The sequence below is a fragment of the Halanaerobium kushneri genome (assembly GCF_900156285.1).
GTDB classification, from domain to species: Bacteria; Bacillota; Halanaerobiia; order Halanaerobiales; family Halanaerobiaceae; genus Halanaerobium; species Halanaerobium kushneri.
The window spans coordinates 355806-375785 of record NZ_FTNC01000001.1; the positions used below are offsets into that span (position 1 = coordinate 355806).

At 30.6% G+C, this 19980-nt stretch carries 22 protein-coding genes and 1 riboswitch; of the genes, 1 reads left to right on the forward strand and 21 read right to left on the reverse strand.

The window, feature by feature from the left end:
• Positions 1-115 precede the first annotated feature (115 nt).
• Entirely contained in the window at positions 116-700 is a 585-nt protein-coding gene (locus BW929_RS01710; RefSeq protein WP_076543629.1) for a hypothetical protein, read from the reverse strand.
• A gap of 133 nt (positions 701-833) precedes the next feature.
• On the opposite strand from BW929_RS01710, the gene BW929_RS15560 reads away from it, so the two are divergent.
• Complete coding sequence (locus BW929_RS15560; RefSeq protein WP_076543630.1) at positions 834-1604, forward strand: helix-turn-helix transcriptional regulator; 771 nt, start codon at positions 834-836, stop codon at positions 1602-1604.
• 62 nt (positions 1605-1666) lie between these two features.
• Here the strand turns inward: BW929_RS15560 and BW929_RS01720 are convergent, their stop codons facing one another.
• The 20 genes from BW929_RS01720 to BW929_RS01815 all read right to left on the reverse strand — a co-directional run bounded on the left by BW929_RS01720 (position 1667) and on the right by BW929_RS01815 (position 19892).
• Positions 1667-3508, reverse strand: a complete 1842-nt coding sequence (locus BW929_RS01720) for a type II secretion system protein GspD (protein WP_076543631.1) — start codon at positions 3506-3508, stop codon at positions 1667-1669.
• A complete protein-coding gene (locus BW929_RS01725; protein ID WP_076543632.1) occupies positions 3498-3965 on the reverse strand; it encodes a hypothetical protein in 468 nt (155 codons plus the stop codon). The genes BW929_RS01720 and BW929_RS01725 overlap by 11 nt, the downstream gene beginning before the upstream one ends.
• Positions 3955-4509 (reverse strand): type IV pilus inner membrane component PilO, encoded by a 555-nt coding sequence (locus tag BW929_RS01730; protein ID WP_076543633.1) that lies wholly within the window; start codon positions 4507-4509, stop codon positions 3955-3957. Before BW929_RS01730 ends, BW929_RS01725 begins: the two co-directional genes overlap by 11 nt.
• Position 4510: 1 nt before the next feature.
• Complete coding sequence (locus tag BW929_RS01735; protein WP_076543634.1) at positions 4511-5017, reverse strand: PilN domain-containing protein; 507 nt, start codon at positions 5015-5017, stop codon at positions 4511-4513.
• Entirely contained in the window at positions 5007-6101 is a 1095-nt protein-coding gene (gene pilM / locus BW929_RS01740; RefSeq protein WP_076543635.1) for a type IV pilus assembly protein PilM, read from the reverse strand. The genes BW929_RS01735 and pilM overlap by 11 nt, the downstream gene beginning before the upstream one ends.
• Positions 6102-6125: 24 nt before the next feature.
• A complete protein-coding gene (locus tag BW929_RS01745) occupies positions 6126-7271 on the reverse strand; it encodes a pilus assembly PilX N-terminal domain-containing protein (RefSeq protein WP_076543636.1) in 1146 nt (381 codons plus the stop codon).
• 24 nt (positions 7272-7295) lie between these two features.
• Positions 7296-7748 (reverse strand): prepilin-type N-terminal cleavage/methylation domain-containing protein, encoded by a 453-nt coding sequence (locus BW929_RS01750; RefSeq protein ID WP_076543637.1) that lies wholly within the window; start codon positions 7746-7748, stop codon positions 7296-7298.
• 5 nt (positions 7749-7753) lie between these two features.
• Complete coding sequence (locus tag BW929_RS01755; RefSeq protein WP_076543638.1) at positions 7754-8203, reverse strand: type IV pilus modification PilV family protein; 450 nt, start codon at positions 8201-8203, stop codon at positions 7754-7756.
• A 21-nt stretch (positions 8204-8224) separates the two neighbouring features.
• A complete protein-coding gene (locus BW929_RS01760; protein ID WP_076543639.1) occupies positions 8225-9409 on the reverse strand; it encodes a hypothetical protein in 1185 nt (394 codons plus the stop codon).
• 5 nt (positions 9410-9414) lie between these two features.
• Positions 9415-9873: a PilW family protein gene (locus tag BW929_RS01765; RefSeq protein WP_159437142.1), complete on the reverse strand. Its 459-nt coding sequence runs from the start codon at positions 9871-9873 to the stop codon at positions 9415-9417.
• A 5-nt stretch (positions 9874-9878) separates the two neighbouring features.
• A complete protein-coding gene (locus BW929_RS01770) occupies positions 9879-10232 on the reverse strand; it encodes a type IV pilus modification PilV family protein (RefSeq protein ID WP_234978046.1) in 354 nt (117 codons plus the stop codon).
• Positions 10233-10255: 23 nt separating this feature from the next.
• The gene (locus BW929_RS01775; RefSeq protein WP_076543642.1) at positions 10256-11005 is read right to left on the reverse strand and encodes a prepilin peptidase; all 750 of its coding nucleotides are present in this window, start codon (positions 11003-11005) and stop codon (positions 10256-10258) included.
• 24 nt (positions 11006-11029) lie between these two features.
• The gene (locus tag BW929_RS01780; protein WP_076543643.1) at positions 11030-11443 is read right to left on the reverse strand and encodes a type II secretion system protein; all 414 of its coding nucleotides are present in this window, start codon (positions 11441-11443) and stop codon (positions 11030-11032) included.
• 66 nt (positions 11444-11509) lie between these two features.
• Positions 11510-13354 carry an O-antigen ligase family protein gene (locus BW929_RS01785; RefSeq protein WP_076543644.1) on the reverse strand — a complete coding sequence of 615 codons (1845 nt, stop codon included), beginning with the start codon at positions 13352-13354 and terminating at the stop codon, positions 11510-11512.
• 30 nt (positions 13355-13384) lie between these two features.
• Positions 13385-14596, reverse strand: a complete 1212-nt coding sequence (locus BW929_RS01790) for a type II secretion system F family protein (protein ID WP_076543645.1) — start codon at positions 14594-14596, stop codon at positions 13385-13387.
• Positions 14597-14618: 22 nt separating this feature from the next.
• Positions 14619-15689 carry a type IV pilus twitching motility protein PilT gene (locus BW929_RS01795; RefSeq protein ID WP_076543646.1) on the reverse strand — a complete coding sequence of 357 codons (1071 nt, stop codon included), beginning with the start codon at positions 15687-15689 and terminating at the stop codon, positions 14619-14621.
• Positions 15690-15714: 25 nt separating this feature from the next.
• Positions 15715-17391: a GspE/PulE family protein gene (locus BW929_RS01800; RefSeq protein WP_076543647.1), complete on the reverse strand. Its 1677-nt coding sequence runs from the start codon at positions 17389-17391 to the stop codon at positions 15715-15717.
• Between the two features lie 200 nt (positions 17392-17591).
• A riboswitch (cyclic di-GMP riboswitch) is annotated at positions 17592-17677 on the reverse strand.
• 8 nt (positions 17678-17685) lie between these two features.
• A complete protein-coding gene (locus tag BW929_RS01805; protein ID WP_076543648.1) occupies positions 17686-18573 on the reverse strand; it encodes a shikimate dehydrogenase in 888 nt (295 codons plus the stop codon).
• A 116-nt stretch (positions 18574-18689) separates the two neighbouring features.
• Positions 18690-19382 carry a Crp/Fnr family transcriptional regulator gene (locus tag BW929_RS01810; protein WP_076543649.1) on the reverse strand — a complete coding sequence of 231 codons (693 nt, stop codon included), beginning with the start codon at positions 19380-19382 and terminating at the stop codon, positions 18690-18692.
• Positions 19383-19454: 72 nt separating this feature from the next.
• Complete coding sequence (locus BW929_RS01815; RefSeq protein WP_076543650.1) at positions 19455-19892, reverse strand: Fur family transcriptional regulator; 438 nt, start codon at positions 19890-19892, stop codon at positions 19455-19457.
• Positions 19893-19980 lie beyond the last annotated feature (88 nt).

Consider the following 19980-nt stretch of genomic DNA (forward strand, 5'->3'; position numbering starts at 1 on the left):
TAGCATTATATTTAATATTTATTGTCTATAAATTATATAGTTTTCATTTTGAAAAGTCAAGCTTTAGGATAAGAAAAAAGCTCCCGGTTAAGGGAGCAGTAATTTTAAAAATTATTTATTCTTTTTCATTAGCAAATGAGCCTCTAATTTCAAAACCTAAATAATAAATATTATTTAAAGACTCTGTTTCATCAATTAATTCATCTGAGTTATTATAATCTCTGTCATTACTTAGACTTCTATTATAACCAAAAAACATTGTCTTATCTTCTTTGAACTCATAATTGATAAAAAGATCTAAAAGACTTCCTCTCGACTCATCTATATTTCTATAGTCATCATAAGTATATGTTTCCCACGGCTGATATGCATATTTGCTGTGTAGACTCAAATTATCAGATAGAGCCGTATCAAAGACTAAAATATATGCAGTGGTAGTATTATCATAATTATAGTCTTCTGTAGAAGTTGTAAAATCATATTCATTTCTTCCAGTCTTTATTCGTCCAATAATAGGACTAAATCTATATTCTCCTTTTTTAAGATCTCCTGGATCTAATGGTTTAATATAATCCAACTGCCAGTCAGACATCAAAATTGAATCTAAACCATAAAAACCCCCAATTTGTGCATAAACAGCACTATTTAAAAGAATACTAAATAATAAAACTAAGCCCACTACAAGTAATTTTTTTCTCATAAATACTCCCCCCTTTATTTTTTGCAGGAATTTTGTCGAAAATCCTGAATTATATTATATATTGTATAAAGTATAACATTTTATATTTTAAATTAATATTACCCAAAAGTATTATATTTTAGGAGAGATATTTATGAGTTTTAATCAAAAAGAAATAAACTGGAAACTTTTATTTGATTTTATTTATGAAACAGGTAAAATAGTTGATCTTCAATTCTATTCTTATAATTTTTTAAAAAAATTAAATAATATAATTCCTTTTTATGGAGCTAATTTTTTTCTTTTTGATGAAAATGAAGATTTATTACAGGATCCAATTTGTTTTAATATCAGTAAATTAGCACTTAATTCCTATAATGATTATTACCATAAACTTGACGACATAAGAAAAATTGCCTTTAATCAAGTTGAACCAATTAGAAGCACTGATCTAATGAATTATAAAAGTTGGAGTAAAACAGAATACTTCAATGATTTTCTGGCTAAAAATAATCTTTATTACTCATGTGGAATAGATATTCATTTTGAAAATAAACTGTTGGGAACAATAAGCCTTTTTAGAAGCCAGAAAGATAACAATTTTACTTTAACTGATTTAATTTATTTAGAATTAATAAGTAAGCAATGCTCTAACCATTTACACAAATTATTTACCATTGAAAATTTAAAAAATAAAAAGTCTAAGAGAAAAAATAGTTTATTGAAAATCGCAGCCAATAGGTACAATCTTACTAATAGAGAAAGGGAAGTTTTAAAATTACTTATTGAAGGTAAAAATAATCAGGAAATAGCTGAAAATCTTTTTATTTCAGTAAATACAATAAAAAAACACCTCAGTAATATTTTTAATAAAACTGAGGTGAATAACAGAACTGAACTTACTTCTATGATTTTTAAATTTTAATATTATCATCAAATAAATTTAAATTATCATATATCGATGCTTAATTTATTATTAAGTCTTTTTTATTCTTTATTTAAAATCGCTTCTAATTCTTCAGGAGTTAACTCCTCAAATTCCTTTTCAGACTTGTTACTATATTCTTCAAGTATTTCATCTTTAGTTTTTTCATTAGATTTATTTTTTTCGAGATTTACTTCATTTTCATTATTAACCTTTTCATTTTTATTATCTTCTGGATCTTCATTAAGATTCAAATCGGTAGAAATTAAATGTTTAGAATTATTAATTCCTTCTCCATGTTTTAATATTTTGGGCCTGACAAAAATAATTAACTCTGTTCTATCATTTTCATCCAACCTCGACTTAAATAGTTCTCCTATAATAGGTATATCTCCAAGTAATGGAATTTTGGTTACTGAACCATTTTTTTCGGTTTGAATTAAACCTCCAATGGCAAACATTTCACCATCCTGTAATCTTAATTTAGTTTTTACACTCCTAGTACTGGTAGCAGGTGGAACCTGTGAATCAGGATTAATTCTTGTAAAATTACTCACTTCAGGTTCAATACTTAACTCGACCTCATTATTTTCAGTTATCCAGGGAGTAAATAGAACTTTTACTCCAGCTTCAGCATATTCATAAGTTATACTGCTTGAACCATCATCGTTTATTTCTTTTACCGGATATGGTTCTTCATCTAAAATAGACATAGTAGCTTCTTCCCCATTTAAAGTCATTAATCGAGGATTTGCTAATGTTACAGAATTACTGTTCTGATCTAAAAGTCTAAATAGCTCTGGCCAGGTATAATTAATTCCATCAATATTTCCATCAGAATCTTTTTCAAATTCTATTGTTGAAAAGTTTTCGAGACTGTCAATACCAATCTCTCTCGATAAATCAGCTCCAATTTCTTCTACTCTAATTTCAATCATTACTTGATACTGAGGTACATTAATTTTTTTAACAAGATTCACTACATTATTCAACTTATTTTTAGCTCCATTAATTATTATCTCTTTGCGCTTTGCATTAACATGAAGCTTAATATCTGGATAAAATTTTTCCACTATTTCGGTAATCTGTTCTGTATCAACATAATCAACTCTAATATTTCTTGTTTCTGGTTCTAAACTATTATCATAAGTTTTGGCCATTGAGATTGCAGCTTCAACATCCTCTTTATTTCCACTGATAATAATTTTATTTGTTAAAGGATTTGATCTAATTGAAAGTTTAGAATTAATATTTTTTAATTTATCACTTAAATCTGATATTTCAGCATTAATAACCTGATAACTATTAATATACTTTTCTTCTTTGGCTTCCTCAGCAGCTTTTACAGATTCTGCCTGGGCAATTTCTTTTTCTTTCTTTTCCTGAATCACTGCTGACGAATCAAGTCGATTAATCATTTCCTTAATTTCATTAATCCTTGATTCTTCACCTTTTAAAATAAATTGTCTTCTAACTGAGTCAGCTGTAATCTGAGTTTCAGGGAAAATTTCTCTAACAATAGTCCCAATATTATCAAAGTCAGCAGATTCCACCTTTACAAATTCTGTTTTAATATTTGCATAAATACTATCAAGTCTTTCAGGTGCCGCAACCACGACAGTATTTTCGTCCCATTTGTAGCTTAACGCTCGAGTTTGAGTAATTAAATCAAGAGATTTTTCAAACGTAATATCTTTTAGACTAACTGTAATATTACCTGATACGTTACTGTCAGTAATTAAATTAACATCTGCAACTTCTGCAATGGCACGTAAAACATCTACAACCTCAGTATTTTTAAAAGACATATTTTCAATCTTATCCTGTGGTCCTGCCATAACCCCCAAGGAAAAAGCAAAAACAAAAACCAAAGTAAAAATAAGTAATCTCTTTTTATATTTCATCAACTTCCCCTCCAATCTTTAACCGAAGTTTAAATCCGCGATTTTGAACTATCACACTTTCTTTTTCTATAGAGATAATCTGATAATCATTTTCTTTATAATTTCCACGGATAAGTTTCATACTTCCTCCGGTATTTAGCAGTGCAACTTTTTCTTTATTACTGCTGATAATTCCATTTAAAGAAAATGGAAGTTCTTTTTTTACATCTTCAACTGTTATTTTAGGTGGTGCAAATTTAGTTGTTTGTCCACTGCCAGAATTTTGAACTGCTTTGTTCTGATTCTTTGGAACAGTATCCTGGTCTGCTTCAATTTTAGGTTCTGAAAATTCAATAAAAGGATTTCTAAATTCTTTCCCACTATAAATTTCTTGATTTTGATTTTCAGCAAGGACAGAAAAAGAAGAAATAAATATTATCAAAACTAAAATAAATATTATTAAAATATTATCCTTCATCTGTCTCAACCCCTTTACGTAATAATTTCTCATCTACAAGGCGGTCATGGTATAGAGCTTTCATCGAAATCAAAACTCCCTGCTCACTTCTGCTTATATTGACATCTCTAAATTCAAACCAGTAATTCCACTCTTTAAAATCTTCCAATAGATTACTAACTTCTCTAAAACCTCCTGTAATATTGACCGACATCGAAATATTATCCTGATTTTCCGTTGGTCGATATAATTTTAATTCTAAATTATTTGCTTTAGCAATTTCCCTAAAATCAATTAATAAATCAATAATATCTTTATCTATATATTCTCCTCTACTCTCAATTTCAGCTATAATGTTCTTATATTCTTCTTTAATTTCTGGTAATCTTCTAGCAAAAGACATTGCTATATCTAAACGATTTTCTCTATTATTTCTCTGATTCTTTAAAACAGATATTTCATTTTTTAAAGGTTGATAAAAATAAAAATAGTAAACTGCAATGAGGGCAATCACAAATGCTAAAACTAGTAATACTTTCTCTCTTCTACTTAAATTATTAAACATCTTATTCGCCCCCCTCAACTAAATCAGCAGTAATAATAAAACTTACTACCTCCTGTTTTTCAAGTGTATTTAAATTTACATTACTAAAATATGGAGATTCAATTAACGATTGTCTGAATTCTCTTAATTCTTCACCAACTATAGTTCTACCTCTAATATTTAAAGAACCCTGTTGTAAAGAAAAATTATCAATAACACCACGTAATGGTGTTATATAACCAAGAGCTTCAATGGGACCATCCCAGTTATAATTAGGTACTGTAGGAGTTTCCTTCAATTCTTTTACTACTTCTTCGTACTCTTTAAACTCCTCTTCTAAAGGTAAATAATATTCTAAACGACTTTCAATATTATTTATCTGGCTCTGCAAATACTTACTTTCTGAAATTAGAGAATACTGAATAATTCCAATCATCATGATTGGAATCAAAACAGATAATAATAATGCAACTCCAAAAAAATCAAAAGTTATTTTCTTTTTTTCCTCTTTTATTAGATTAATCCTCATCTGCTATCACCTCACTCACTCCGAGGCCAATAGCCACTGCAAGTTCATTTTTGCATTCCTCACAATATTTATCATGTTTAATCGCATAATTTGTATTAATAAAAGGATCTATTTCAATAATTTCTATATCTAAATCCTCCCTCAATAACTCTCTTAAACCTTTAAGTTTTGATCCACCACCAGTTATAAATACTTTAGTTATTTCCTGGCCTCTATTTCTTGTATTAAAATAATCAAATGATCTGGTTAATTCTGCAGACAAGGTAGAAGCCAGTTCATTTAAACGATTATCTTCACCCAGTGCTATATCTAATTGAATTTCATCGATTAATTCCTGCTGGTTTTTATCTTCAGTTTCATCAGCACCTAAACCTTCTTCAAATTTTCTTTCTTCCGCAGCATCATACTCATTGCCCTGTATTTCCATTAAAGTTTGAGTAAAGTGATTACCACCAGTATCAATTGTGCGAGATAAATAAATATTATTCTTATCAGCAATTGTAATTTGAGTTGCGGAAAAACCAATATCGATCACAGCAATAATATTATCACATAAATTTTGATATTCAAGTAATGAAATTAAAGCCATAGGTTGTGTGTTAACAACAGATACTTTAATATTATTTCTTTCAAATGGAGCTAAAAGATTATCAATAATATTTTTCTTGACTGCTGAAATTAAATATTTAACTGTATCTTCGTCTTCTTCCACCTTAAAAAAATCAATTGCAGCATTTTCAACCGGATAAGGAATTTGCTCATCAGCTTCCCATTTTAAAGACTCCTTAATCTCCTTTTTATCCATCTTAGGCATCTCAATGTTACGAATCAAAAGTTCATTACTCGGGACTGCCGTAATAATATAATTGGTTTTTTTCTTAAATTGATCTAGTATATTTTTAATTTCTGCAGCCAGTAAAGATTCGTCCTTAATCACTCCATCTGCAATTGTATCGCGAGGCAGCTTCTGCAGCTTGGTATCAAGAATCTTAAAACTTTTATCTCTGGTATTCTTAATCTGTGCTGCTTTTAAAGCATAAGTACCAACATCAATACAGGTATAAATATTATTTTTAAAAAACATTTTGCCCACCCCATTTCTACACTTTTATAATTCATTCCAGCTTATAATATTAGACACTGTATACTCTCCTGAACCCTCCTCTAAAGATATCTTCTCATTTAAACGATCATAAGCTGTTCTGTTATAGATAAAATCACCATCTTCAACTGCATTTGGATTACCCACATCAAATGTTCCCTCTGCATAAATAATCCCTTCTGTATAGGGTAAATTGCCGTTATTTTCCATGTAAATATCTCCCTCAGAATAAATAAACCCCTTAACAGAATTACTATTACCAAAAAATATGTTTCCTTTGACAATAATAGAATAAAAGTCATCGGTTCCCACGTTAATCTGAACATTATTACCAATTTTTAAATTCCCATAAATAACTAACAAACCATTTCCATCAAAATTATGATTTAGTTCAACATCACCATAAATATGAGTCTCCTTTGGAGTCCCATTATTATCTAATAAATAGCTATAATCATCTTCATCCACCACAGATAAAGTATCAATATCAGGAAATGAAGGTGTATTGCTATAATAATCCAGACCTTCAAAACTTCCAGTGTCCATAGAATTATCTTTTTCTGCAAGTGCAATATTAAAATCCGCCTCAAAATAACTTGAAATATTAGCATAGCTTTTATAAATCGGTTCCCCTGATAAATAAGTAATCTCCTTATTTTTCGTAGCTTCAATTACTGGAGCTGCAATATTACCATCTACTGTAATATTATTTCCATAAGTTATTTTATTAGCAGTAATTGCGTTTGTAAAAGCATCTAATAATATCGGATATTCTACTGATACACCTTTTTCGATATCATTACTTTTGGCAGTAGAATTAAATATTATTGTATTAGTATTAACTAACCAATTTAAAGAAAGTAGTTCTGAATTACTGAATTTTTGATTAAACTTATTTAAATCATCTTCTGAAATTGAATTATTGGTGATTTTTTCATCTGAATCTTTATAATTTAAAAAACTAAAAATTTCTGTCCCAAAAGCAACTCCACTTTCAGCAGTATAGAAAGCTCTACTTGAATCTCTATTATTTCTATAAAATGATAATTGAGAGGAAATTAGGTTAGTCATGATTCCAACTAAAATTAAAAGCGCTGCAAGAATAACAATCCCCAGTACCAGAACATATCCATTCTCATTATTAACTTTCATAATACCTCATCCTCCTCATGATAACTATTGGACTCGGGGATAAAAAACATTTGTAAAAGTAAAAACCGCTGTTTTGCTTGGATTAAAGATTTTTGCATCTAAATATAATTTATTATCATTTATAGTAAAAATAATTTCTTGAAATTCTAAATCACTAATTTTTCTAATATTAGAACCGTTATCTATAACTAAATTATTACCAGTTAAATAATAGCTCGTATTAGAATTAATAACCAATTCATTATTATTAATGATAGTTAAATCTGATATTTGAAGTGGTCTAATAGAATGAGCAAGCCGGGAATAAACTAAATCTTGAGCTCTCTGAACTTCAATTCTTTCATTATTAAAATTTAATACTTTTACGCCCTGAAAATAAGCAGAATAAATTGCAGTAGATATTATTCCTAAAATAGCAATTATTAAAATGATTTCAATTAAGGTGATTCCTTTCTGAGTAAAAAATAACTTTTTCATATTTTTCACCCTACCCTCAAGAAAGTTTCTACTGAATAATTATTATTTCCATTATTCCAGCTTATATCTATTACAACTAATCGAATATCATTTAAATAAACATCTGTAGTCTGATCTATATTGGTAAAATCGTTATACTCTATAAGATTTTGATCTAAATATTTTAAAGTCATTTCTAGATCATAATCATCAGCATATAAAGTATAGTTACTGCTTAAATTACTTTCGATCTCACTCTCTAAATTATCCAAATCACTCTGAGTTTTATATTCCCCAGTCTTAAGCACCTCGATAGTATTATTAACAATATCATGAGATTGAGATAAAACTTCACTTTGACTTATATGACCAATACTATTAGTAAAATAATTTGAAATTGGAAAAAATGCTATTGTTAAAATTACAATAGCTGCCATAACTTCCACAAGACTGAACCCACTACATTTTTTATTCATTTTATCAGCCTTCTTTCTTAATTAACTTTCTTCCCAACTCATAATACTAACTGTACTCCCATTACTACTCCCTGAAGAATTTGCGAAAATTTCATTCAAATCAATATCATATTTGTCTGCTATCTGATTGAATACCTCAATATATCCCTTATCATGAACAAATTTACCTCCATGATTCAAATTTGAATTGTGATCTGTAAATAAACTTCCTATAATTTCATAATCACCAGAATTAGTATTAATATTATTATCTGTCATCAATAGTCCTTTAAAATTATTAACTTGTGGATTAGCATTTTGAGAAAAATAAACTAAAGAATAACTATCCAAATAACTATTATTTGAATAATTAACATTAAATTGTTTTTGATTTGCATTTAAATTACCATCTACAATTAATACTCCATTTCCTTTAATCAAAACATCTTTATTTAAGGTCATGTTATTATTAACATAAACGATTTTATCTTCTAAGTCTAATACTGTTTCCCCATTAATCACATTTGAAAAATCATTCTGATAATCTGACCAATTAATTACTTCTGCTTTAGTCTGTGCATTACTAAAAAAATCTTTTATTATTTCTAACTCTTTAGTTATATAATCATCATTTTTATCTATCTCTTTGATATTATCACTTGATTTAACTGTCCCATCCGGGTTTAAAAAATTATCAGGATGATTTATTTTAGTAGAAATTACCTTTCCACCTTTTGGATCATCAATTGCACTTAAAGTTAAGTTACCAGCGTTGACATTAAGATTCCCGTTACTAGCAATTAAATAATCAAATAAACCGGATAAAGAAGACAAATTTAAAGAAATAATTATTTCTTTAAACGAATTATTTATATTTGCCTCTGATTTAATTTTATAATCATAATCTTCTGTCTCGGATTTCAAAATAAAAAGATCAAAATCATTCAAACTAAGATCCTGATTTAACTCATTTACTGAAAAATACTTATCATTATCATTCAATAAATCTTTAACAGACTCACTATTGTTTTTTAACAGATCAATTCCTCTCTCAATACCAGCCTCGGCCATATAAAAAGACCTGACATCATTTTCATATTTCTTAGTCAAAGAAATATTATTATTAATACTACCAGCAAGTGTAGTTGCAAGAATAGCAAGTACACTAATTATGATAATTGAAAGAATTAGTACTGCTCCCTCTTCATTTTTAAAAATTTCAATCACCTCATCTAAATTCTTGACTTAATAGATTTTTCTATTTTAAAAGTATTATTATCATTTTTTAACTCAAAATTATATTTGATTAAATTATTATTTTCTTCAAAACTATAATTTTCAATAATATTTTCAGTTAGATAACGTTTTGTATTTTCTTTAACATTTATTACAACTAATCTTTTATTTTCAATAAAAAATTTAAATTCTTCATTATTATCTTTATCTAAAAAAATCAATTGTTTATTTATTGACACATCAATTTGTTCAGGTTTTGTATTTCTAATTTTTTTGTCTAGATTTGCATAAATAACTTTAGTTTGCTGAAATAATTCAACTTTACTTTGATTAATACTAAAAAACTTCCACCCTGACATATTTAAACTGAACAAAACGCCTAGAATTATAGTTATTAAAACTATTGAAAGCATTACTTCTATTAAGGTGAAAGCATTTTCTTTTTTTAGATTCAACAGCATCACCCCTCAGAAACATAGGATACTAATTCTAAATCTTTATTTTGATCCCAATTTACTATTACAGTTATTTTATAAAGTGATGAATCATCTTCTGCTTCCATCTGCAAATCTATATCATAAATCTCCTTTTGATATGGATAATTATTTAAATCAATTTCATTAAACTCTTGTGCTTTTAATTTTTCTAGTTCAGTTTGAGCAATTATAATTGCCTTTTCTCTCTCATCAAGAGCACTAATCATCCTGGCACTGTTAATAAAAAAACCCGAAAAAGCAATCCCCACAATTCCTACAACTGCAATTGCTACAATAATTTCAACTAATGTAAAACCTTTATTATTAAATTTAATCATTGCCACAAAATCTCCTCCAAATATTAAAAGAAAAGTGAAAGATACCAGTCAATCAAAAAGTCTCCAAAAAAGATCATAATCACAGCACCAAAACAAATAAATGGACCAAAAGGAATTCGATCTTTTCTCTCCATTATGCCAGCTCCCATTAAAGTTAAACCAATAATAGAACCAAGTAAAGAACCTATAAATATTCCTGCCAGAGTATTAATAGTTCCTAAAAAAGCCCCTAACATTGATGCAAGCTTGACATCTCCCATACCCATTCCACCTTTAAAAATTAAAGCAACAGCCAGAAGTATTAAAGCTGGAATAATTATGCCGAGTAAAGAAGAAAAGAAAGTAAGATGATTAAAAATCATTGCTGCCAATAAGCCAATAAAAATACCGGAATAGGTAATTACATTTGGTATAATCATATATTTATAATCAATCAAAGAAATAGCAATTAAAGCGGATAATAATAATAAGATAATAAATAATTCAACAGTTAAACCAAACTTAAAATAAGCTGCTAAAAAGAAAAAGGCGGTAAGAATTTCTACCAGCGGATACTGCCAGGAAATGCTGGCACCACAATATCTGCACTTACCGCCATTAATTACAAAAGAAACTACTGGAATTAAATCAATAGCTTTTAATCTGGTATTACATTGAGGACAGTGAGATCCTGGTTTTACAATAGATTCTTTTTCCGGCAGTCTGTAGATAACTACATTTAAAAAACTACCTATTATTAAACCTAATATAAAGAAATATATTGTTAAAATCATTTTGTCACTGTCCTTTCATATTGCTTAATTACCAGAAATGTCACCTGTGTTTAAATCAATTTGTAAATCATTTATATCTCCATCAGTATTCTCAAGTGTAATAGTTGTAGCTCCACTACTTATTGTTGTTGTACCAGATGGGAGACTCCATCCATCACTCATTATGTCACTTACTGAACTATTATCTGTATATTCAGCAACAATTGTATCAAAATTAATAGATCCAGTTGTAGTATTTTCAGTAAAATACATATTAACATAGGTGCTCAGATTATCTAAAGTAGCCTGACCAGATGCATATACAGCCTTATCCCTAACTCCTGTTAATCTCGGAATTGCAATCCCTGCCAGAATACCTAATACTGCTATAACTACTAATAACTCAATAAGTGTAAAACCTTTATCTCCACCAGCAAGTATTTCTCTAAATTTCCTCATTCTTATCACTCCTTTTTTTAGTTAAAAACATATCAACAAAATTTAAATGCCCTTTATAAAATTACTTCACCTCCTTCTTCCCATTTTCCTGCCTTTTATTTCTACAGCGATTCCCAACCCCAGAATAATCCAAAATACAGGAGCCACCGAAACAACACTATCATTAAAGAAGGCAGCTACAGAATAAGCTGTAAAGGCTGCTAAAAAAGCTAAACCAGTTCTAGAATAGTAATCACTAAAATGATAATTAAAATATTTTCTAAAGTTCTTAAAAAAGAATCTGCCAAATAATAAAATTACAGCCAATAAAGAAATCAATCCTGTATTAAAAGCAATCTGCAGATAAAGATTATGCGGTTTATCGACTATTATTTTAGGATTATTAAAATATTTAAACTTACCCACTACATCATGCTGGGGAAAGAAAATAGCGAAAGTATCGGGACCATAACCTGTAAAAATTGCTTCTTTCATTAGCGGTAGAGTTCTGGACCAAATATAACCTCTTTTAGAGGCCAGCATTTCTTTACCTTCAAAACCAAAGCTTTTAACATCTTCTAAAGGATAAATATTACCTCTCATTCCAATTAAGAAAAAGCCATTTAACTCACTGCTGTAGAGGAATTCTCCACTTTTATTTCCATACTTTAATTCTAAGATTCTATTTTCAAATTTCTGTTTTGAATTTTCTAAAACTCTAAATCTGTAAGCTTTTAAATTTGGATCTGTAAAAGAAAAAAAATCTTTTCCCTTATTATTTTGGCTTTCATTATTGTTCTCTTCATTATTAATTAAAGAAAAATCTAATCTCTGATCATCCTGGTTTAATACATATATCTGATAATTATCCTCCTGGTCAAATCCAAATCTCAATCTTTCTGCAGCTGTATAGAATTTAAGATAGCCATTTTCAGACTTTAATTCTTCAATTTCTGCCTCTTCTCCCTGAAAAGCCAGCTGAGTTTCACTTCCCAGAGATAAAAATTCTTTTCTTAAAGAACCATCTGTATATATATCCATTATCGTAAAAACAATTAAAAATATTAAGAGTAAAGCTAAAACTTTTTTAACTTTCTCTAATATTTTTTTATTCAAGATCACAACCACTACCAAAGTTGAAAAGATTGCTCCTAAGATCCCAGCTCTAGATAATGATCCCAGCCAGGCTGCAAAGATAAAAGAACTTGAAATAGTTAAAAATACAATTCTTTTTTTACTTTCAGCAAAGAAATATAAGACCAAACTCAACATCAGCAGCATTGAAAAATAGCTGCCTGCATAATTGGGATTGTAAAAAGTAGCAAATAGAATATTACTGCCTTCAAATCTAAAATCCATTGCAGTCGAAAGCTCAGCAAAATTACTTCCTGGTAAAATCAACTTTTGTCCCAGAACATTCTGAAAAAAATCATAGCCGAAGAACTGGCTTAACCCAATAATAGCAATAATAACAGCTGATATCAGTAATGCAGTTAGCAAAAATTCAAATTGCTGCTTATTATTAAAAATATTAATTGTAATGACTAAAATTAACAGATAAGAAATCAAAACTGCCATTCCCTCATACCGATCTGGAAATCCCTGCAGTGATGTCAGCTGTGCCTTTGAAAAAACTGTCGATAAGATTATCATAATTAGATAAATAAAAATCGGATAATAATAAAATGTTTTTTTAAGTTTTTCTCCAGCTTCACTTTTATAATAAATATAAAAAGAGATTAAAGCCAGCAGAGTAAATGCAAGTAAAAAAATCATTTTATAATAGGAAAAAAAATCAGTATTATAATCTCTTATCCAGTAAGAAGCAACAACTTCTGATAATTCTATTTTTTTATAGCGGACTATCAGCGGTACTACTGCAGCAATTAAAATAATCGGTAAAACATATAATTTATCCTTTATTTTCTGCAATAAGCACCACCTCCATAATTTTTATAGCTCCTAAAACTGCTGATACATATCAAACATTGGAGTTACAATTGAAACAGCAACAAAACCAACCATTACCGCCAGCAGAACAATCATTATCGGTTCAATTAGAGAAATTGCACCATCAACACTTGCTTCTACCTGACGGTCATAAAAGGTTGAAATCTTATTTAACATTGTACCAATAGATCCTGTTTCTTCTCCTACACTTAACATCTGGACCACCATTGCTGGGAATTCTCCACTATCCTCCAAAGGTTCAGATAAATTACTTCCTTCTCTAACTCTGACTCTAGCAGCTGTTAAAACTTCTCCATAAACTTTATTACCCACTACATCTTCTACAATAGCCAGCGCAGTTAAAAGATCTACACCACTATCAACTAAGATAGCAAGTGTACTGGAAAAACGAGAAATATAAACTTTTCGCAGCATAGAACCCACAACTGGAATCTTTAAAATCCAGCGATCAGTTTTTTCTTTTCCAGCAGGAGTATTCCTAAACCTGGCCAAAATAAATAGCATTATAATAAAAGCTAAAAGTAAAGCCCACCAATAGTTTTGCAAAAAAGTACTGATCCCTAAGAGCATTCTGGTCGGTAAAGGTAACTCTGAACCAAAATCTCTAAACATATCAACAAATTGAGGTACAACCTGAGTTACTAAAAAGATAACAACAACAATTCCAACAGCTAAAATTACAGCTGGATAATAAAGAGCTGAACGAACCATAGAATTTAATTCGTCCTGACGATCATAATGAGCTGCTAGTTTGTTCAAAATAGTATCTAAAACACCACCGGACTCTCCAGCTTTAACCAATTGTATATAAAGCTGCGGAAAAACTGCAGGATGTTTAGCCATAGCATCCGCAAGAGAAATACCTGTCTCTACATCATCTCTTACCTGACGAATCACATCTCTTAATCGTTGATGCTCTGTCTGATCAACCAGAATATTTAGGGCATCAACCAGAGAAATTCCAGCATCAATCATTGCTGCAAACTGTTGAGAAAATACAGAAAGATCTTTAATTTTCACCTTAAGATGTTTTTTAATAAATTCTCCTACATCAATTGCCTTTCTTTTTTCACTTATTTCTGTAATATAGTAGCCTTTTTCTCTGAGTTGTCTGGCAATTACTGACTTATTTTCAGCCTCAATTGTACCTTCAACTACATCTCCTTCTTTATTCTTTGCAGTATATTGAAATTCTATTGCCATCTTTTAAACCTCCCTCCCGGGATTAAAATTCTCCACTAATTTTTTTCTTAACATAATCAGGATCATCAGATCTTCTCACTGCTTCATCATATTCTATTAATCCCTGATTGTATAAATCAACCAGATAATTATTCATCATAATCATGCCATATTTGCCACCAGTCTGCATTGCAGAAAGCAGTTGATGAGTTTTCCCTTCACGAATAATATTTCTGACAGCAGATGTCGCAACTAAAATTTCCATGGCCGCTATACGGGCATTTTCATCTTTTCTATTTACTAATTGTTGTGATATAATGCCATTTATTGAAGCTGCTAGCTGGGTTCTTACCTGCTGTTGTTGATGTGCAGGGAAAACATCAATAATTCTTTCTACAGTACTGGGAGCATCATTTGTATGCAAAGTAGCAAAAACTAAATGTCCAGTCTCTGATGCTTCTAGAGCTGTAGATATGGTTTCCAAATCTCTCATCTCACCCACAAGGATTACATCTGGATCCTGTCTTAAAGCAGCTCTCAATCCTGCTTTAAATGACATTGTATCAAAACCAATTTCTCTTTGATGTACTATTGATTTATCATGAGTATGCAAATATTCAATTGGATCTTCTAAAGTAATAATATGCGCATGCCTATTGGCATTAATCATATTGACCATTGCAGCAAGAGTAGTAGATTTACCACTCCCAGTTGGACCGGTGCATAAAATAAGTCCTTTCCTCTGCATTGACAATTTTTTTAAAATATCTGGTAAACCTAATGAATCAATATCAGGTACTTCTTGAGGAATTATTCTTAAAGCTAAACTAACTGAACCTCTTTGTTTAAAGGCATTTACTCTAAATCTTGAGTGACCAGGCAAACTATAAGAAAAGTCAATCTCACCAAGTTCTTCAAAAGTATCCCATTGCCTTTTTGTCATTAAGTCCTTTGCAATTTCTTTAACTTCACTTATTTCAAGTTTATTTGGATATTCCTCATAATAAGTGAGTTTCCCATTGTATCTAATAATGGGTTTTTCTTTAACTGTTAAATGAAGATCAGAAACCGAACGATCTTTTGCTAATTTTTTCATAACATCAAGAACATCCATCGGCATCCCTCCCTTATAAAAGATTTTAAATAATAGAACTTACTACTTCTTGATAACTGGTAATACCTTCTTTTAATTTCTGCTTACCATCATCTAATAAGGATTTCATATTATTTTCTCTAGCATATTTTTTAATCTCCAGTTCGTTTGCTCCTTCAGCTATCATTTCTTCCATATCATCATTGATTTCAAAGACTTCATGAATTGCAATTCTTCCCTTATAGCCATCTGTACATTTTTTGCATGTATCAGAAGAAGGTCGCCAAAGTTTTTCAACATTTGGGTCACCTAAAAATTTTCTTTCTTCAACTCCAGGTTGATAAGCTTCCTTACAGTCTGGACATAACTTCCGCACCAGCCTCTGAGCTACAACTCCAATCACTGTTGAAGCTACCAAATAATCTGGTAGTCCCATATCTAAAAGTCTGGTGATTGCACTACTGGCATCATTAGTGTGCAGAGTACTTAAAACCAAATGTCCTGTTAAGGCAGCTCTGATTGCAATTTCTGCAGTTTCTTCATCCCGAATCTCACCGACCATTACAATATCCGGATCCTGACGCAGTATCGATCTTAAGGTCTTGGCAAAGGTCAAACCGGTACTTGTATTGGCCTGCACCTGATTTACTCCATCCAGCTGATATTCAACCGGATCCTCAATTGTAACAATATTTTTAGTTGGTGAATTAATTTCGCTTAAGGCTGCAAATAAAGTTGTTGATTTACCACTACCAGTAGGTCCGGTCGCCAACAAAATTCCATATGGTTTTTTGATCAGTCTATTAAATCTCTCGCGATTATCAGAGCGAAAACCAAGTTTATTAATATCTAAGAGGCTGTCATCTCTATTTAAAAGTCGGATAACCACCTTTTCTCCATAAATTGTAGGCAGTGTAGAAACCCGCATGTCAATCTGCATACTCTTAAAGGTCATCTGCACCCGGCCATCCTGTGGAATTCTTCTTTTGGTAATATCAAGATCAGCAATAATTTTTAAACGAGAAATTAAAGCCGCCTGCGAGTGTTTGGGAACTGTCAGCTCCTCATGCAAAATACCATCTACCCGGTAGCGAACTCTTAAAGTGTTTTTTAAAGGTTCAATGTGAATATCACTTGCCTGTTTTTGTATAGCCTGAGTAATAATTAAATTGGTCAGCCTGACAATCGGAGCATCTTCCACCATCTGCCGCAGCTGGTCTATTTCCGGCTCTTCATTAATTTGATTATACTGATCTAACCTGTCAAAAATCTCTGAAGTATCTGTATCAACCAGAGAATATATTTGATTAACTGCCTTCATAATTTCCGAATGAGTAGCTATTGCAATATCAACTTTCATCCCTGAATTAACCTCAATGTTTTCTATAGCTACTAGATCAGTTGGATCCTGAATCGCAACTTTTAAGGTATCATCTTCAACATCATATGGTACAGCATGATGTCTTCGGGCAATATTTTCTGATATATACTGAGATAAATGTGCATTTATTAAATAATTATTTAAATGAACTCTAGGAATGTTAAGCTGAATTTCTAGAGCATCTGTTAAATCTTCTTCTGAAATGTAACCTAACTCTGTTAAAACCTGTCCCAGACGCATGTCCATTTCATCCTGAGCAGAGAGAGCATCTTCTAATTGTCTGGGAGTTATATAATTATATTCTAAAAGTAGATCTCCAATTTTTTTTCTTCTTGGACTCATAAAAATACTCCTTTTTAATAAAATATATATTATTTTGTTGAAATTTGAAAGATTTTGTTAAATTATTGCGATGATATAATTAATTTCGGCATCGATTATGAAATTCCTGCATAATTTTAATGAAAGTTTAATAATTATTTTAAAATTATCTATAAAGCAAAAAATTGCCATGATGTTTTAAACACCGGCAATTTTCCACCTGAGGCAAACATAACAATCATAGAAAATAATCCTTAGACTTATGTTTTTGCGTCACAGACTTTCGTCAGTTTTGCTTTTATTATAATATTTTATTTATTTTTTTGCTTCAATCTCCCTGACTGCTTTTTCGGCTATTTGATACCATTTCTTCTTTTTTGGCATCTCCTGTGTCCAGAGTTTAAAAGACGCTTCTGCCTGATAAATTAAAGTTGGCAGGCCATTCCCTATCTGTGCTCCTCGCTTTTCTGCTTCCTTTAAAATTTCGGTTTTTAAAGGATTATAAACCAGATCTATCACCAGCTGCTTTTCATGCAGATAATCAGGATTGATTACTATATTTTTAATATTATTACTATACATCCCAACTGGAGTTGTATCAACTACCAGATCAGCTGCTTTTAGAACATCTGCATATTCCTGCTCTTCCAGACTGCAGAAATCGAAGTTTTGCTTAGAATTTTCTTCTTTAAAAAGTTTTGCCAGTTCTGCTGCATTTTCTACTGTTCGATTGATAATTGTAATATCTTTAAGATCCAGCTGAACCATAGCTGCAATAACTGCACGGGCTGCTCCTCCCGCTCCAATTACAACTGCTCTTTTATCCTTAACCTTAAATCCAGTTTCCTCAACCTGACGCTGAAAACCAATTACATCTGTGTTATAACCGGTCAATCTTCCCCTTCTATTTAAAACAGTATTTACCGCTCCTGCAGCTCTGGCCAGAGAAGAAAAGCCATTTAAATAAGGAATAATGCTTTCTTTATGAGGAATCGTCACATTCCAGCCGGCAAATCCTAAGTTTTTAAGAGAACTAATATATTCTCCTAGATCCTGATCTTTAGTTTCCAGCATCAAATAGATTGCATTAATCCCTAAATCTCTAAAACCATTATTATGCAGAGATGGGGAAATCGAGTGACTTAGTGTTTTACCAAGTAAGCCATATAATTTTGTTTCACTATCTGGTATAAAAATACTCATCTTCTACCTCCTGAATTCTTAAATTTGTTATTCTTTTATTTAACTTAAAACACGCTGGAAAAGTATACCAGCGTGTCTCCTATGTATTGGAACACCGGGATTCAATCCAGCTTTATTTAAAAAACTGTCTGCAGACGTTCTCCCAGTGATTCAAAATCTTTAATAATAATTTTTCGTTTTTTAATTGTTATTACACCATCATCAATAAACTTATTGATCAATTTAGTAACTGTAACCCGGGAAGAGCCAATCAAATTTGCTATTTCCTGATGGGTTAAAACTAAATCAATCACCGTTCCATCTTCAATTTCTCGACCAAAATCTTCTGCCAGTCTCGAAAGCAGGCTGGCCAGTCTACCTGCAGCGTCCTGAAAAACCAGTTCTCTTACCTGACTGGTTAAAAGTCTAGTTTTTTTGGAAAGAGCCTCAATAATCTTAATTGCAAGTGAAGGCCTGTCAATAATCATCTTCTCCATTTCATTCCAGGGAATAATTAACAGACGGGCATCATCCATCACTTCGGCTGTTAAGGGATGAGGGTCTTCGTCAAAAAGTGAAAGTTCACCAAAAATATCTCCTTCCTGCAGAATTGTCAGTACTTTTTCCTTCCCTTCTGCAGAAAGCATAGAAAGTTTAACCTTACCATTTACAAGTAAATATAATTTTTTTACACTGTCATTTTCAAAAAAGATAACTTCACCTTTTTCGTAAAATTTAGCATAAGAATTTTCACATAGTAACTCCAGTTCCTCCGGGTCAAGATTCTGAAATACAATTAAATCTTTTAAGCATTTTTTAGTTTCTTCCATAACTCAACCTACCTCTCTTAATTGCTATATATATACTATTCTATAATAAAGAAAAAAAACCTTTATTCTTGCTTAATTTCTCTCCTTACATTCTTGACAATAACCATAAAATCTTAACTTATGTTCTGTAATTTCAAAATTATATTTTTCTTCCAACTCAGCTTCAAAATAATTTATATCCTGATCACTAAATTCAATCAACTTACCACAGCCTTTACAAATTAAATGATGATGATGAGCCTCCTCAAGATGAATTTCGTATTTACGAGAATCATCATTAAAATCAAGAACATGTACTATATCTAAATTCTGCATCAGCTCCAGGGTTCTATAAATAGTTGCCATGCCAATATCCTTATCCCTTTTTTTTACTGCTGAAAATAAGTCTTCGGCTGTAAAATGCCAGTTTTCTTTTGCCAGAATTGTTTCCAGAATAATCTCTCTCTGCCTGGTTAATTTATAATTATTTTCTGCTAACTTTCTCTGAAACTTTTCCTTTAACTTTTCCATATATAACACCCCATTTTAGATGACTGTTTATATTCTATCATAAATCGGGAGAGATATTAATAAGTTTTTTGAATTTTTTCGCTTAAAT

What these genes read in the sequence shown, in the direction of transcription:
- pilM (WP_076543635.1), bottom strand. Translation starts at nt 6,101, where the DNA reads ATGTTTTTTAAAAATAATATTTATACCTGTATTGATGTTGGTACTTAT.
- BW929_RS01815 (WP_076543650.1), bottom strand. Translation starts at nt 19,892, where the DNA reads ATGGAAAAGTTAAAGGAAAAGTTTCAGAGAAAGTTAGCAGAAAATAAT.
- BW929_RS01770 (WP_234978046.1), bottom strand. Translation starts at nt 10,232, where the DNA reads ATGATTAAATTTAATAATAAAGGTTTTACATTAGTTGAAATTATTGTA.
- BW929_RS01720 (WP_076543631.1), bottom strand. Translation starts at nt 3,508, where the DNA reads ATGAAATATAAAAAGAGATTACTTATTTTTACTTTGGTTTTTGTTTTT.
- BW929_RS15560 (WP_076543630.1), top strand. Translation starts at nt 834, where the DNA reads ATGAGTTTTAATCAAAAAGAAATAAACTGGAAACTTTTATTTGATTTT.
- BW929_RS01795 (WP_076543646.1), bottom strand. Translation starts at nt 15,689, where the DNA reads ATGGATGTTCTTGATGTTATGAAAAAATTAGCAAAAGATCGTTCGGTT.
- BW929_RS01730 (WP_076543633.1), bottom strand. Translation starts at nt 4,509, where the DNA reads ATGTTTAATAATTTAAGTAGAAGAGAGAAAGTATTACTAGTTTTAGCA.
- BW929_RS01805 (WP_076543648.1), bottom strand. Translation starts at nt 18,573, where the DNA reads ATGAGTATTTTTATACCAGATAGTGAAACAAAATTATATGGCTTACTT.
- BW929_RS01735 (WP_076543634.1), bottom strand. Translation starts at nt 5,017, where the DNA reads ATGAGGATTAATCTAATAAAAGAGGAAAAAAAGAAAATAACTTTTGAT.
- BW929_RS01725 (WP_076543632.1), bottom strand. Translation starts at nt 3,965, where the DNA reads ATGAAGGATAATATTTTAATAATATTTATTTTAGTTTTGATAATATTT.
- BW929_RS01790 (WP_076543645.1), bottom strand. Translation starts at nt 14,596, where the DNA reads ATGGCAATAGAATTTCAATATACTGCAAAGAATAAAGAAGGAGATGTA.
- BW929_RS01780 (WP_076543643.1), bottom strand. Translation starts at nt 11,443, where the DNA reads ATGAGGAAATTTAGAGAAATACTTGCTGGTGGAGATAAAGGTTTTACA.
- BW929_RS01810 (WP_076543649.1), bottom strand. Translation starts at nt 19,382, where the DNA reads ATGGAAGAAACTAAAAAATGCTTAAAAGATTTAATTGTATTTCAGAAT.
- BW929_RS01800 (WP_076543647.1), bottom strand. Translation starts at nt 17,391, where the DNA reads ATGAGTCCAAGAAGAAAAAAAATTGGAGATCTACTTTTAGAATATAAT.
- BW929_RS01710 (WP_076543629.1), bottom strand. Translation starts at nt 700, where the DNA reads ATGAGAAAAAAATTACTTGTAGTGGGCTTAGTTTTATTATTTAGTATT.
- BW929_RS01750 (WP_076543637.1), bottom strand. Translation starts at nt 7,748, where the DNA reads ATGAAAAAGTTATTTTTTACTCAGAAAGGAATCACCTTAATTGAAATC.
- BW929_RS01775 (WP_076543642.1), bottom strand. Translation starts at nt 11,005, where the DNA reads ATGATTTTAACAATATATTTCTTTATATTAGGTTTAATAATAGGTAGT.
- BW929_RS01745 (WP_076543636.1), bottom strand. Translation starts at nt 7,271, where the DNA reads ATGAAAGTTAATAATGAGAATGGATATGTTCTGGTACTGGGGATTGTT.
- BW929_RS01755 (WP_076543638.1), bottom strand. Translation starts at nt 8,203, where the DNA reads ATGAATAAAAAATGTAGTGGGTTCAGTCTTGTGGAAGTTATGGCAGCT.